Origin of the sequence: Lysinibacillus sphaericus OT4b.31 (genome assembly GCF_000392615.1) — a bacterium.
GTDB lineage: Bacteria > Bacillota > Bacilli > Bacillales_A > Planococcaceae > Lysinibacillus > Lysinibacillus sphaericus_B.
The window spans coordinates 20684-35330 of the sequence record NZ_KB933418.1 but is presented as its reverse complement, the minus strand read 5'-3'; the positions used below and the strand labels follow the sequence as shown (position 1 = coordinate 35330).

At 37.2% G+C, this 14647-nt stretch carries 17 protein-coding genes and 1 pseudogene; 4 read left to right on the top strand and 14 right to left on the bottom strand.

The annotated features are described in order from the left end of the window. Positions 1 to 910: 910 nt before the first annotated feature. The 7 genes from H131_RS22215 to H131_RS22185 all read right to left on the bottom strand — a co-directional run bounded on the left by H131_RS22215 (position 911) and on the right by H131_RS22185 (position 7474). Positions 911 to 1162 carry a hypothetical protein gene (locus H131_RS22215; RefSeq protein WP_010861389.1) on the bottom strand — a complete coding sequence of 84 codons (252 nt, stop codon included), beginning with the start codon at positions 1160 to 1162 and terminating at the stop codon, positions 911 to 913. A gap of 756 nt (positions 1163 to 1918) precedes the next feature. Further along, positions 1919 to 3100, bottom strand: a complete 1182-nt coding sequence (locus H131_RS22210) for a thiolase family protein (RefSeq protein ID WP_010861388.1) — start codon at positions 3098 to 3100, stop codon at positions 1919 to 1921. 17 nt (positions 3101 to 3117) lie between these two features. Beyond that, positions 3118 to 3864: a 3-hydroxybutyrate dehydrogenase gene (locus tag H131_RS22205; RefSeq protein WP_010861387.1), complete on the bottom strand. Its 747-nt coding sequence runs from the start codon at positions 3862 to 3864 to the stop codon at positions 3118 to 3120. After that, positions 3857 to 4813, bottom strand: a complete 957-nt coding sequence (locus tag H131_RS22200; protein ID WP_010861386.1) for a 3-hydroxyacyl-CoA dehydrogenase family protein — start codon at positions 4811 to 4813, stop codon at positions 3857 to 3859. The genes H131_RS22205 and H131_RS22200 overlap by 8 nt, the downstream gene beginning before the upstream one ends. A gap of 19 nt (positions 4814 to 4832) precedes the next feature. Further along, positions 4833 to 6143 carry a GntP family permease gene (locus H131_RS22195; RefSeq protein ID WP_010861385.1) on the bottom strand — a complete coding sequence of 437 codons (1311 nt, stop codon included), beginning with the start codon at positions 6141 to 6143 and terminating at the stop codon, positions 4833 to 4835. Positions 6144 to 6159: 16 nt separating this feature from the next. Continuing rightward, entirely contained in the window at positions 6160 to 6804 is a 645-nt protein-coding gene (locus tag H131_RS22190; RefSeq protein WP_036132498.1) for a 3-oxoacid CoA-transferase subunit B, read from the bottom strand. Next, positions 6788 to 7474, bottom strand: a complete 687-nt coding sequence (locus tag H131_RS22185; RefSeq protein WP_010861383.1) for a CoA transferase subunit A — start codon at positions 7472 to 7474, stop codon at positions 6788 to 6790. The genes H131_RS22190 and H131_RS22185 overlap by 17 nt, the downstream gene beginning before the upstream one ends. A gap of 108 nt (positions 7475 to 7582) precedes the next feature. On the opposite strand from H131_RS22185, the gene H131_RS22180 reads away from it, so the two are divergent. Further along, entirely contained in the window at positions 7583 to 8182 is a 600-nt protein-coding gene (locus H131_RS22180) for a TetR/AcrR family transcriptional regulator (protein ID WP_010861382.1), read from the top strand. Positions 8183 to 8579: 397 nt separating this feature from the next. Here the strand turns inward: H131_RS22180 and H131_RS22175 are convergent, their stop codons facing one another. The 3 genes from H131_RS22175 to H131_RS22165 all read right to left on the bottom strand — a co-directional run bounded on the left by H131_RS22175 (position 8580) and on the right by H131_RS22165 (position 9954). Then, entirely contained in the window at positions 8580 to 8996 is a 417-nt protein-coding gene (locus H131_RS22175; protein WP_010861381.1) for a VOC family protein, read from the bottom strand. Between the two features lie 227 nt (positions 8997 to 9223). After that, entirely contained in the window at positions 9224 to 9409 is a 186-nt protein-coding gene (locus H131_RS22170) for a hypothetical protein (RefSeq protein WP_010861380.1), read from the bottom strand. A gap of 182 nt (positions 9410 to 9591) precedes the next feature. Further along, positions 9592 to 9954, bottom strand: coding sequence for a thioredoxin family protein (locus H131_RS22165; RefSeq protein ID WP_080647775.1), 363 nt, complete (start codon positions 9952 to 9954; stop codon positions 9592 to 9594). A gap of 198 nt (positions 9955 to 10152) precedes the next feature. On the opposite strand from H131_RS22165, the gene cysK reads away from it, so the two are divergent. Beyond that, positions 10153 to 11106 carry a cysteine synthase A gene (gene cysK / locus H131_RS22160; protein WP_010861378.1) on the top strand — a complete coding sequence of 318 codons (954 nt, stop codon included), beginning with the start codon at positions 10153 to 10155 and terminating at the stop codon, positions 11104 to 11106. 9 nt (positions 11107 to 11115) lie between these two features. Here cysK and H131_RS22155 read toward each other — a convergent pair whose 3' ends face one another. After that, positions 11116 to 11403 carry a late competence development ComFB family protein gene (locus H131_RS22155; RefSeq protein ID WP_010861377.1) on the bottom strand — a complete coding sequence of 96 codons (288 nt, stop codon included), beginning with the start codon at positions 11401 to 11403 and terminating at the stop codon, positions 11116 to 11118. Between the two features lie 372 nt (positions 11404 to 11775). On the opposite strand from H131_RS22155, the pseudogene H131_RS26005 reads away from it, so the two are divergent. Beyond that, positions 11776 to 12267, top strand: a pseudogene (locus H131_RS26005) (hypothetical protein); the annotation flags it as partial. A gap of 84 nt (positions 12268 to 12351) precedes the next feature. After that, a complete protein-coding gene (locus H131_RS25710; protein ID WP_230491924.1) occupies positions 12352 to 12927 on the top strand; it encodes an HD-GYP domain-containing protein in 576 nt (191 codons plus the stop codon). A gap of 28 nt (positions 12928 to 12955) precedes the next feature. On the opposite strand, the gene H131_RS22145 is transcribed toward H131_RS25710, so the two are convergent. From H131_RS22145 to H131_RS22135, 3 genes are all read right to left on the bottom strand, one after another. Further along, positions 12956 to 13177: a PTS lactose/cellobiose transporter subunit IIC family protein gene (locus H131_RS22145; protein WP_010861375.1), complete on the bottom strand. Its 222-nt coding sequence runs from the start codon at positions 13175 to 13177 to the stop codon at positions 12956 to 12958. A gap of 429 nt (positions 13178 to 13606) precedes the next feature. Beyond that, positions 13607 to 13828 (bottom strand): hypothetical protein, encoded by a 222-nt coding sequence (locus H131_RS25705; protein ID WP_010861374.1) that lies wholly within the window; start codon positions 13826 to 13828, stop codon positions 13607 to 13609. A 52-nt stretch (positions 13829 to 13880) separates the two neighbouring features. Then, a complete protein-coding gene (locus H131_RS22135) occupies positions 13881 to 14594 on the bottom strand; it encodes a DGQHR domain-containing protein (RefSeq protein ID WP_010861373.1) in 714 nt (237 codons plus the stop codon). Positions 14595 to 14647: the final 53 nt, after the last annotated feature.

Genomic DNA, 14647 nt, shown 5'->3' with positions numbered 1-14647 from the left:
TCCTCGTCGCTACGCTCCTGTGGGGCCTTCAACTCATGCTATTCCCGCAGAAGTCGCCGCCTGCGCTCCAATCAACTAGTGGTCGTCTATCAATGATTGTGGTGATGGATAGGATGACGAAACATATAAATAATGAACGACCTCAATTAGAAATGCTGACACCGGAAAATCATTAAACGTCATAATTGGGCGCATCATGTGGAAGAAGCCGATCATTTACTCTTTCAAAGTGACATGAAACAAATCTATGCTCGTCGAATACTTATAAATCCAAAAGAAATGAATTAGTACTTGTGAATAGAATACTAGCAACTACAGGGTAAAGACCCAAGCAAGAACTGGCACCCAACAATTAATACAGGATACTACTACTTAAAAGAGCAGGAGCTTACCTGTATTCAGAATCATTAAAAACTCATTCTATGCGAGATAGATTTACCAATCGCTGAAAATATTGAATATATAAACTGCTCAGCTGGAATAGCAGCTTTGTTATCTTCAACGAGCAGTAACATGATAAAGGATTCAGTAAGAATCTACGACATTCAAAAAAGCAGTGGCATTCTCAAGTAGTTCAATCTAAGGAGGGAAAACCCCTCCTTTTTCTTATTTACACTACAAATACATTTCTGTGATATAGCTATATGTACTTATAGAAGTACAACTGAAATAGATGTTTGTATACTTGTTCTTTGCGTTTCTAAATTTAAAATTATTTTCGTCACCTGATTAGCATTGTCTCTTAATAAGGAACAAACAGGAAGAAATATAGTGCCCGGTGATGGGTCAGGATCTTTGCAATTATCTGCTATGATTTTCTTGTTGTTATATATCCGTTGGGCTCTTTCGATTACGATATCTAGTTTTTCCTTGCATTCTTGAAGCATATCCTTTACTTCTTTATCTCTATTTATTCCTTGTAACGGATATTTAACCCGCTAAGAGTACCTTTATACTGTGTATAAAAAATATCGTATAGTTTATTGGTTAGTAATTTGTCCATTTCTGATGTTACCTGAGCAATAAGGGGTATGTGATCTTGTCCGTTTATATTGTTCTCCCCCGCACCATATATACCGGACAACTTAAAAACCAATTCAGTAAACGCTGACACGGCCTTCATATATGGACCAACACTTGGACTATCTGGAATAATAGGCATAATATCCTCCTTTTTCATATACTTAATTATTAACGAAACAAAGCTGAAATATCCCATTTCATGAATGTAGTTTTTAGAAAGTTGGTGTCTCTCGGTAATTTATAAGGTGAGGGGGGCAGAAACTGTACCCTTTTATAAGGCTAAGCTGCTTTAAGAAGATGATTTCTGTACTGAGCTTTAAATTCCATTGGAATGGCCTCCTTGGTCGGAGTGGATGAAGGCTCCTTCGGCAAGTTTGATTTTCCTATTATTTTATATAATTACCTATCTTGAATATCTTAAAAAATGGTATCCTCAATTTATCTTGCAACGTCCAGCCATCTTAATCTCTATCCTATTATGCCGTGAGATCCAGCCTACTCCTCTATTCGGATAATCTTTAACCTTCAAAATCTAGGTATAAACAATGTAATAATCAAAAAGAGAGCAACTGTAATATTTGCTCCCTACTCTATATCCATATGAGAATGTATTTATTCTTTAATAGCCGATTAGACGCAGAGACCGACATTGTTAAGATTTCTTGTCCTTTGCTCTAATTCACTCAAGCGTTTGCGTGATGTGAATACTTTGTAAATAGATTTTCAGCCTATTTTTTTCGTGTCGCGAATGCGCTTTGATTCACTTACGGCACCTTTGATAAAGTTTGGTATTACTGCGCATAAAAAGAAGCGAAAAAAATTCTCCTGTTGCTACGCGCCGTATATCATTTTTTTGCTAGATAAACCTAAACGGTGTTAATCCACATGAGCCTGACTACAAGACTGGATTTTCTAGTAAAATAGCAATCCCTTGTCCGCCACCGATGCATAAGCTCGCTACGCCGTATTGAACGCCTCGTTTTTGCATCTCTAATGCCAGCGAGTAAGTAATACGCGCACCACTTGCCCCAACTGGATGCCCCAGTGCTACTGCCCCGCCATTGACATTCACCTTCTCTTGATTAATACCTAATTCCTTTAAAACGGCTAATGACTGTGCTGCAAATGCTTCATTTAGTTCAAATAATCCGATATCCTCTACTGTTAAATTTACTTTTTTCAATACTTTACGAATCGCCGGAGCTGGGCCAATTCCCATGATCGTTGGATCGACACCGGCCGTTGCAGAAGCGACGATTTTTGCTAATGGCTGTAACTGATGCTCCTGTAAGAAAGCTTCTGATACAAGCACAATTGCTGCGGCGCCGTCATTAATACCACTCGCGTTCCCCGCTGATACCGACCCATCTTTTTTAAATGCCGGTTTTAGTTTTGCTAGGGCTTCCAACGAAATTTCTTCACGGATATGCTCATCCTCCGATATTTCCACCATACCTTTACGTGTTTTCACCAAAACTGGTGCAATTTCCTCGGCAAAACGGCCTGAACGACGAGCCTCAGCTGCGCGTTTATGTGAATTGTAGGAGAATTCATCCTGTTCTTCTCGTGATATTGCGTATTTCTCCGCTAAGTTCTCAGCCGTCACCCCCATACCACAGCCTGCAACCTCATCGTATAAAGTCGCCCACAACATATCTTCTACGACTGGTGCTTTATTGGGTGATCCAAAGCGTGTACCACGTAAAACTTGAGGTGCTTGGCTCATATTTTCAGTCCCCCCAGCAATTGCGGCTTGCACATTGCCAAGTTCAATTTCCTGTGCTGCGGAGACAATCGCTTGTAAGCCCGAACCACATAGACGGTTAACCGTAAGTGCTGTACTTTCCTCCGGTAATCCGCTTTTTAATCCGATATGACGTGCTAAGTATGCCGCGGAACTTGTTGTTTGAATGATATTACCAAAGACGATTTCTTCAATTTGAGTTGCTTGCACCCCTGAACGCTGTAATGCTTCTTTTACAACGACAACACCAAGATCAATATCCGTTGTATTAGCAAAGGCGCCCCCAAATGTACCAAATGCTGTTCTACTACCATTTACAATATATGCCGACATGGTTAAATCCCCCTTTTTTACATTCCACCTGAAACATTCAGTGCTTCGCCAGTAATACCCGTCGCTTGCTTCGAAGAAATGAAGTAGACACTGTCAGCAATTTCTTCAGCTGTAATAAAACGTTGCATCGCTTGCTTCGGATACACAATTTCATTTAATGCCTCGGCCTCTGACATGCCTCTGCTCTCTTCAAGATCATTTAATTGTTTCACAAGTAAAGGTGTTTTTACCGGTCCTGGTAGAACGGCATTTACCGTAATTCCGTGTGATGCACCTTCCAGTGCTGCTACACGTGTTAAACCAATTACACCGTGCTTTGCTGCGACATATGCTACTTTTTCAGGAGTTGCCAGTTCACCATGAACCGATGAGATATTGACGATACGCCCATGTTGTTGCTTTTTCATATACGGGAACACATATTTCGTCATTAAGAACGGTCCTTTTAGCATGACATTTTGCAGTAAATCCCACTTATCTTCTGGAAAATCTTCAATTTTAGCACGGTATTGAAGACCCGCATTATTCACAAGCACATGAAGTTCGTGTTTTTCACAAATACCATTTATGACATGCTGGACAGAATTTGCATTTGAAACATCTAACTCAACCGCCTCAACCTTCCCTGGATATAAGTCTGCCACTACCTGTGCTGCTTCCATCTTTAAATCTGCAGCGAATACATAATCCCCTTGTGCAACAAACTTCTCCACCATCGCTGCTCCTAAACCGCCGCCTGCACCTGTCACTAGAATATTACGCATGCTCAAGCCCCCTTTGAATTTTACTAAATGTTTTAAGCTGTTGAATCAACGAACGATCACGCTCGATTACGTATTCATCTAGGCCTTTCCCCGGATATTCAAAGAAACCTTTAGAAGATTTGACGCCTAGATTGCCTTGTTCGGATTTATCTTTAATGACGCTAAACGAACGAACTTTTGATTCTATCACTGGCTGTAATTGATCCAATACGATGCCCCAAATATCTAGTCCACCAAAATCAATAATCTTCAGTAAACCACTCGACGCAAATCGGAAGCCTGGACCTGCGAATATCGCACTTTCTAAATCCTCCTCTGACACAACGCCGTCTTCTAACAATGCTAAAGCTTCACGCGCTAATGCTACTTGCATACGGTTTGCTACCAGCCCTGGCACTTCACGGCGAACTTCAATCGTCACTTTTCCCACTTTTTTCATCAATGCATCTACTTCATCGTATGTCTCCTGCTTTGTATCAGGTCCTTTTAGCAGCTCCACAAGCGGTACAATATGCGCTGGATTAAAAAAATGGGTGAGCAGCACTTTATCCTTACGCTTTTCTAGATGACGTACGATTTCTGAAAGTTTTAAACTGGAAGTATTTGATGCTAAAATTGTGTGTTCAGCGCAAACCTCATCCAGTTGCTGAAAGATTTTCTGCTTGAGCTCCAGATTTTCTGTTGCAGATTCAATGACCAAATCACAATCAGCAAGCTCTTCTATATTTGTAGTACAGGTTAACCGTTCTATAATTATTTCATCTGAATCTTCAAACACTGTCCCCTCCTCACTGAAAATCTTCAGATAGGTTTTCAGTTTTTCGCGCGCTAATTGTAGGGATTCTTCGTTAATATCCTGTAAAATCACAGGCAGTCCTTTCGTGATAAATTGAAACGCAATGCCAAACCCCATTGTTCCCGATCCAATAACCCCAATTTTTCGAATCATCTACCTTCCCCCTTAAGTGTTAGTATAATAAAACTGCTGCTATTAGCATTGGAATACTTGCAATTAATGGTGCAACAACGGAAACTGCAAAGATATGCTTGTAAGCATCTTTATGTGTTAACTTTGAAGCTACTAAAATCGTAATAACAGCACCATTATGTGGTAGTGAATCTAGACCACCCGACGCAATGGCCGCTACCCTGTGCATAGCATCTGGATTTAACCCCATTTTCAGGTAAGTGGATGATAGCGCTTCCATCGCAATGCCTAGTCCACCACTTGAAGACCCTGTGATTCCTGCAAGTGCCGTTGTTGCTAAGAACAGTGAAATCAGTGGACTACCTGGAATTTGCGCCATCGCTTCATTGAAAATGCCGAAACCTGTTGTAATCGCAATGACCGAGCCATAACCAACGTCAGCGCTCGTATTGATAATTGGCAGTACCGCTGATACAGCCCCTTCGTTCAATGTATTTTTCTTGATTTCAATGTACTTCCAAAATAATACGCTTGCTAATACTACAACACCCATCAGCGTGTATATGATTTCAACCTTGAAGATATTCAATGCAATTAACAAAGCAACTGGCGGAATTAAACTCACAATCGCATTTGGTAATGCACGACCCTCGTAGATATCTTTGATGCCTTCTGTACCATCTTTATCTGGATTTGTCATACCTGCATACGTTTCCTTACGTTGTTCTGAACGTTTTAACGCAAACTTCATGTACCATAAGTTAATCGCAATGACGAACACCGCTGCAATAATCCCTAGTAAAGGAGCCGCTGTAACAGTTGTCCCAAGGTACTTCGTTGGGATAATGTTCTGGACAGAAGGCGTTCCTGGTAACATCGTCATTGTAAAGGTCCCAATCCCTGTAAAAAACGCGGCCATGAATAGATGCCACGGAATATCTAACTCTTTGAATAATGGCTTCGCGATTGGTAATACTGCGAAAATTACGACAAATAAACTTATTCCACCGTACGTTAAGAACGCACAAATAACCATAATGGCTACTAACACTTTATATTTACTATCTTTTCCGATAATTCGAAGTAAAAGATTGGCGATTTGACGAGCCGCACCACTATCATCCATGAGCTTACCGAACATCGCTGCAAATAAAAAAATAAGGAAATAATTTCGAACATAGCCGATAAATCCTGTCATGTACGTTTCTTGGAACGTCTCTAGAATTGGAAATCCATTCGTCACCATGACGAATAAACTTACAACAGGAGCGATGATAATAATACTAAATCCTCTTAGTGCTAATACGATTAATAGAATTAATGAAATCGTAATCGTAATCAAACTCCACATAGGCTTCCTCCTTCAATTAGTTATTTATGTTTCGTCTTAACGGTAAACCAATGCGTGCTTCTAATTCTTCAACTGTTAAATCACCATAAATATCCTTGATGAAAATCTCACCATCTTGGAATATAAAGTTCGCATACTCCGTCACAAATTGATTAACACGCCGTTCACCGCTAGAATCAAGTGTTAACGTTTCCACTAATTTAGACGAACCATCTTTTGTAAAAAGAGTACTTGCTACGATTACTTTTTTCGCTCCAGCGACTAGGTCCATCGCGCCGCCGACGCCTAAGATGGGTTGATTTGGCACAGACCAGTTCGCAATCTCACCATAACGGTCAACCTCAAGTGTTCCTAGAACAGCTACATCAACGTGTTTCCCCCGAATCATCGCGAATGAGAAAGCGCTATCAAAAAATGCCGCTTCTGGCGTTATTGTCACAGGCGCTTTGCTGGCATCGATTAAATCTATATCTTGTTCCTTGTCATTCGGTGGGGGGCCCATGCCGATGAGGCCATTTTCAGTTTGTAAATATATCTTTTTATCTTCAAGATATTTCGAAACAAGCGTTGGAATTCCTACACCTAGATTTACTACATCGCCGTCTTTTAGCTCACGTGCAATACGCTTTGCAATTATTTCTCGACTATTTGGCTTCAACATAGGTCCCCCCTTGTTTGATGTATTTACTTTCAATTACGTAATCTACAAAGATGTGTGGTGTGACAATTTCTTCAGGGCTTAGTTCCCCAATTTCAACGATTTCATCAACTTCCACAATGACTACTTCAGCGGCAGTGGCCATTATGGGGTTAAAGTTTCTTGCAGTCGTGTGATACACCAGATTGCCTGCTTTATCGGCTTTCGCTGCTTTGATGAGGGCGATATCTCCTTTGATAGCTTTTTCAAATAAATAACGAACGCCATCAATTTCACGGACTTCCTTCCCTTCAGCTAGTCGTGTCCCAACAGCAGTTGGTGTATAAAAACCACCAATGCCAGCACCTCCACAGCGAATCGCCTCTGCTAAAGTCCCCTGTGGTATTAAATCAATTTTCAACTTTCCCAGAGACCAAGCCATAATCGCTTCTTTGTTAATCGTGAAAAACGAACCAATTGCTTTCTCGATTTTTCCTGCCTCGAACACTTTATGAAGTCCTTTACCGTCATCCCCAAGATTATTGCTGACAACCTCATAATTTCCTGCCTCAAACTGCGCAACAGCATCTAATAAGGTTAACGGCGTACCTGAAATGCCAAAACCTCCGACTAACAAACGCATAGAATCTTTAAACAAAAATGCTAGCTCTTCTGCTTTTTTCAGCTTTTCCATTTTTTATCCCCCCTCCTCGTTAGACTAGACTATAGTCTGATGATATAATGAGGTAAAGTTATAGTCAAACATTTTTCAGAATATTTTTTCATTAAGGAGCAAAAACGAATGGATTTAGAGAATAAAACAACAAAAGGTCTTCAAACACAACTTCATATCATGACCGTAGCACTCGATTTATTCAAAACCTTAGGCTACGATAACGTTTCGGTGGATCGAATTGTCAAGGAGAGTAAAACTTCAAAGGGGTCTTTTTATCAGCATTTTCCTTCTAAATCAAGTATTTTCATGATGCGTTTTATGGAAATGGATGAAAAATATGTTCATATCTATGAGGAAATAAAGCTAGAAAATACTTTAGCAATAGAACGATTGGAAGCGTTCTGTCTTGCCGTATTTCGTTGTATTGAAAAAGAGATGGGCAAAGATTTAATGCGTGTCATTTACTCTGCAGCAATCATCAGTAATGAGCATACTTTTTTCACAAATGAGAATCGTAAATTATATGTAATTCTGCGCCAAATTATTGAAGAAGGAAAAAAAGATAGCTCGATTAGAGACGTTGAGTCCACGAAAGTGTTTTTTCAGATGATTGTACAATGTTTGATGGGAGCCATTTATTATTGGGGATTGCAGTTAGATGAAGTAACATTGGAAGATCTAGGAAAACCACTTGTGAAACAACTTGTTACAAGCCTCCGTTTATAATTATTTACACAACGGATTGAATTTAAAATGCACTAGAGTTTCCTTAAACACCTGCCCTTTGACAAAAATTCAGCTGTTAGTTTACCGCGTGGTGGCACAGGTTTCCATCAAGCTGCACAGGCATGGTAAAAACGGGTGCAAGCAAAGTTTATCTCGTTGCCGTGGTGCCTACGTTGAGAGTAGACTTGCTTTGGATAGTGGTTTTGGCGTGGCATGCTGTGAAAGGCATTCGAAGGAACGGTTGTCCTGCAACAATTATGTGATGCCCCTTGCCAAATTTTTCAATTTGTTAAATATTGTTCCCGTCTACTCATGAATAAGACGTAAAAAAAGATGATATCTATTAAGACATCATCCCGTAGCACATAAAATTTGATTCAACAAACGCTCAAACCATTTATCCCTGATTCATTGCACTTACATCCATATACGCGATTTCCCATAGATGACCGTCTACGTCCTGAAAACCCCAAACATACATAAATCCATGATCTTGGGGGTCACTCGAAGATTTACCACCAGATGATAGTGCCTTATTTACCAACGCATCCACTTGATCTCGACTTTCAGCTGATAAGCAGAAAATTGCTTGTGCCGAAGTAGCAGTATCCACAATTTTCTTCTTACTAAACTCTTTGAAACGTTCTTCCAGCATTAACAACGCAAAGATATTGTCACTGATAATCATACTGGCTGTGTCCTCAGTGGTGAATTGTAGGTTGAACTTAAAACCTAGCTCCTTGAAGAAAGTAGTCGACTTGTTCAGGTCTTTCACAGGTAAATTGATAAAGATATTTTGGGATTGATATACCATTTTTTATCACCTCAAGTACACATTAGCACAGGCAAAAAAGCCCTGTCAAAATTGTAGTTGTGCACTAATCTGTTTCCATAGTGAAAGAGCGCTTTCCCTTATAGCCGGTTATTTTTTAATTAGTTTGGGAGGAAACTTTTGAACGAGCAAACTAATTAGAAATAATGCGACAATAATTGTTAAGAGATAAAAGGTCCAACGTACTATTATATGAAGTTTCAATTATTTTACAAATAGACCGTACCATAAATAATTCCTACCGCTAAACCAGTGGCCACAATGCAGAGAATGGCAACCACAGAAATTTGAATCCACGACATCTTGTTTAGTGGCTCTTTGTCTTTGGTTATTTTAGACATAACAATAACTAAAGAAGCCACTAGCATCAAAACACTATATACTTGTGACCACATCTTATCCACCACCCTACGCTATTCTTTTACATGAATATTGTTGAATGATTATAAGAAGGGCACCTCCGGCATACCCTACATGCAAAAATAGGCAACTCATAACATAGTGAGATTGCCTTTTTTGGCATTTCATTTGTTCAGTGCTCGCTACCATATTCGGTGAGATTAGATTTCTCTGTAAATCATGCTTTTAATCCATCAATAAAAGCTTCGATTTCTTGTTGTGTTTTGCGGTCCTTACTAACAAATCGGCCTACTTCATACCCTTTATCGTAAGCAAGAAAACTTGGAATACCATATACATCTAATTCGATACATAGATCGATGAATTGATCGCGGTCAATCTTAACAAAACGATAATCAGCATAATTTTCTTCTATTGCAGGTAGTATAGGATCAATGACACGACAATCTACACACCAATCTGCTGAAAAAACAAATATCGTATGTTCACCCTTTTTTAGTTCTTCAAATTGCTCAATCGATTGTAAATTTTCCACTAAAAAAATCTCCTTAATAACTGTTATTTTTTCTAATAATACCATATTCGAATAATGTTATTTTATATTTCAGGTAAGTATTTAATCTTGATACTATAGAATTGAAATTATGAAATCAACTTAAATAGATGTAATTTTCGAACAAATATGTTCTAATACCTTGTAAACAAGTAAGAATAATTTTATCCTTACTTGAAAGAGATGTAATTAAGTTAAGTAAAATAATGAATTGGAAGTGATTAGATGAAGAATATATTATATAATTCTATATTAGATTTGGTTGGGAATACGCCAATCGTTCGATTAAATCAACTTGTAGACGAAACGTGTGCAGAAGTCCTTGTTAAATTAGAGTATTTTAACCCAAGTGGTAGCGTAAAAGATCGTGCAGCCTATTCTTTAATTCAACAAGCTGAGCGTCAAGGATTAATCGGAGAAGGGGCTACGATTATTGAGCCGACTAGTGGTAATACAGGTATTGGGCTAGCAATGAATGCTGCTGCTAAAGGATATAAAGCGATATTTGTTATGCCTGATAACATGACGCGAGAACGAATATCCATATTAAAGGCCTATGGTGCGCAAGTTATTTTGACTCCTGCTGTCGAAAAAATGCCGGGAGCTGTAAAAAAAGCACTTGAATTACATAGCCAAATAGATAACAGTTTTGTTCCGCAACAGTTCGAAAATCCAGCAAATCCAGCGATTCATCGAATTACAACTGCGCCAGAAATCCTAAAACAAACAGCGGGTAGATTAGATGTCTTTGTTGCTACTGCTGGAACAGGCGGTACAATTACTGGAACGGGTGAAGTTTTAAAAGAAAAATTGCCTAATCTAGAAGTGATTGTTGTTGAGCCAAAGGGTTCCCCGGTACTCTCAGGCGGGCAACCGGGCCAGCATAAACTCGTTGGCACGAGTCCAGGATTCATTCCCCCTATTTTAAATACGGATGTTTATGATGATATTGTACAAGTAACAGATGAAAATGCATTGCAGACAACGCGTGATTTAGCAAGATTGGAAGGAATTTTAGTGGGGCCTTCTTCAGGGGCAGCAGTATGGACAGCGATTCAAAAAGCTCGCGAGTTAGGTCGTGGTAAACGAGTTCTTTGTATAGCGCCTGATAATGGAGAGCGTTACTTAAGTATGGACGGGTTGTTTGGCGTTTCTAATTTTGGCTCTCTTGGGATCTAGATGTTTCAATTATGAAGATATTGGTTGAGGATGATTATTTTCCGCATGTAATGCATGAATAATCTCTTTATTGATTAATTTCAGATTTTCAGGAGTTTTCATCATTTTAAACGCTGCATCTCGGGATTCATTAGATGTAACATACGTGTTTGGCAATGCATTCAGTGTATGTGCTACTACGGCAAGTTCACAGGTTTCACATCTACAAAATGTTTGATATTCCGGTCCTTGTAGTAGAAAGCTCACTAAACCACGCACAATTTCTTCTGTAACATTTACTAAAATAGGATTTGACATATTCAAACCTTCACCTCATTTTATATTTTATTGTTTTACTATTCCTGAAACGATAATAGTGTTAACAAAGCCTTGCTCAAGAATTTCTAGCCAACTGGCTTCATTCATTCACCGGGAGATAGGTAATCTTCTAAGTAAAATTATATCGAATTATACGAAAATCATCCTATTAAATTGTACCTACTATTAGGTACAATTTAATAGGTATAACTTTTCACTCTTATGATAAATTATACAGTAGCTCATGAAAAATAATAATAAACCACGAGCCACTTAAATATAAAATAATTAATAACACTTCTATCAAAAAATGATGAAGTGAATAATCTTATAGTAATGGGTATAAAATATTCGATTTAATAGGTGATAATCATGAGTACAAAGAAAATTAATTTTAATAAAATTGCATCAACTAAATTATTGATAAGTGCGTTATTTATAATTGTATTATATATACTTTTATCAGCTCATATTTTCTATGATTTAATAATCTTTAATACTATACTCTCGTTAAAAATAACTATACTAGAATTCCTAATTTTCCTCTTATTATTTTCGACTTTCCTATTGATAAATACATACTTAATAAAAAAACAAAAATACTTAAAATACGTATTTCTTGTACTCTATATCATCTATAGGATCGTACACGATATTGTCCTTATTGATGATTTTGAAAAGTTCATCATCGCATCCTATATTGATTCCTTCATGATTATATTTTCACCTATGTTTTTAAGTATCTCGTTCCTTTGTATTCTTTCTTTCTTTGTTTTACTAAAATATCTTATACTATTTTATTTCTACCCAGCTTATTATCTAGATGAGTTAATTTTCGCATTTAATACAGCTGTACTTGTTTCTATATTAATCTTGTTCACTCTAAAATTTTTAGTTAGAACATTTAAATCAGAATATGAAATACGAATTAAGGATAACATTTTATTAATGATGGAAATATTAGAGCTAAAGGATCCGTATACAAAAGGTCATAGTGAACGAGTTGCCGAATATGCAACAATTCTTGCTGAAGAAAGCCGAATATATACAAAAAAAGATTTGGAAAATTTCTATCTCGCTTGTTTATTACATGATGTTGGGAAAATAGGAATACCCGATGAAATTCTAAATAAAGATTCTCATCTTACAAATGAAGAATATAGTGTTATTAAAAAACACAGTCTTCTTGGCGCAAAATTATTGAATAATCTTTCATTTACTCCTCCTTTTATTCATAAACATCGGTCTATAATACGTTCTCATCATGAGAAATGGGATGGAAGTGGTTATCCAGACGGATTAAAAGGTCATGAAATTCCTTTAAATGCAAGAATTGTTTCTATTGCCGATGCGTTTGATGCAATGACATCTACAAGGTCTTACCGTAATGCACTGTCCGCAGAAGAAGCTTATAAACGGATTATTGAAGGGGCAGGTACTCAATTCGATCCGAGTTTAATAGAAACTTTTCAAAAGGTATATCCTAAGTGGATTGAACTTTTGAAGAATAAAAATAACGAATAAAAATTTAACAAATTATCTATGTAATTAGCTAAATAGAAGCGTTCCAAATGGTCCCATTTACACTTTTTAACAGCTGTCCTAAAAACGTTTCATTAATTAAATTCTGTATCCCCATAATTGGAAAGTTATTTATTAAACTAGCCATCGAACCTACTAATATCAAAGGGATTAACATAGTAAATGAATTACGAATCGCAATTAAATACCGATTGTCCGTAATTTTTTGAAGTGTTACATGAAAAAAATCCATCCTATCTCTCCCTGCCTTTATATTCTATAGGTATATTTTCTTATAAAAATTGAATCCTGAACATATTAAAAAATACTGTTAACAACCTACCATTAAAATATTTACATATAATAAAAAGTACACTTATTATATTTAATAAATTAGTTATTTTAAATTTCGAAATAAACAGTTTGGACAGGTGGACAGTAGGAGCACAGCGAAACAATAAAATATGACAAGGATTAGATACGTGAAAATGCCAATCTTCATCAGAAAAAATTTGGACATAAAACGCCCCGCAAAAGTTAGATTTTGTGGTCTAACTTTTACAGGGCGTTTCATTTGGAGGATGGAAATGAGTATGTTCAGAACAAGTAAGTTCATTAACATTAATTCATGTTAGTTACAGCTAATTTTTTTCATTACAAGCAGACATTTTTAAATTATATATTATTTAACACAATTCAAAATATCTTCAGCTAGCATTTTTGATCCACCAATTCCCTTCAGATATTTCAAATCCCCTATTGCAAGCCAATCAATATTACTTAAATGCGTCATCATATTTGCGATTTTTACTGAATCAGGTTGCTGTGATTTCTTTAAATAATTATCATTAATAATAATATTCCCTGCTATCGATAAAGCATTTAAACAAGTAACATATGTCATACGATAAAGCTTATTGTCTTCCCATTCGTCCGGGAATAATTCCTTGATTAAATTAAAATAACGTCAAGTTAAGCTTCTTTTCTTTAGAAAGCTTTGCTAAGTCACATTTCTTTGTTAGCAAACAAACAATATTATACAAATTCTGTAAAGTAATATTTCGTTCCTTACTTCGAATCCCGATTAATGTTCCTTTAGTAAAGAATGGACTTTCTGGTTTTAATATTAAATTAGTAGCCACCCAACTCAAATCATCACTTTCCCGGTTTAAATAACGACTTAATGAAGTGCCAATTCCTTTTGCTTTCGTGTTTATCACATCAAAAAGTCGGATTTCCTCATCTTCATCAAAGTAATGAAATGCTAAAAATGGGACATTCAATGTCGTACCTGTCTCCTCAATATATTGCTTAATCCCCCCTAATCGATGCTGTCCGTCCATTAATGTAGCCTTGTTCCTACAAATTAATCTGCCAAATGAAGGACGCGACCTATCATAAGCTTGAAATTCCCAGTTTCCACTCGCATTTAAAAGTATCGGCGTATATAAAGAGCTTTCTCCCTGTGAAAGATAATTTGCAAAATCAGCGCAGCGTTTTTTGCTATTGGGGCGCTGATATCCTTTGCCAGACGGGTCATTATATAGCTTTGAATATGCAAAATTGACTGCGATTTGAGACGAAACAGCACCTTGATAAGTTACACGCCCTCTCGTTTTTGATTGTATAACATTCTCAATAGCAATATTTGAACTTAATGAATTATTCATCTTGTATTATTCCTCGTTAAATTACATTAAAGTATATTAAGTCTTTGGAGACT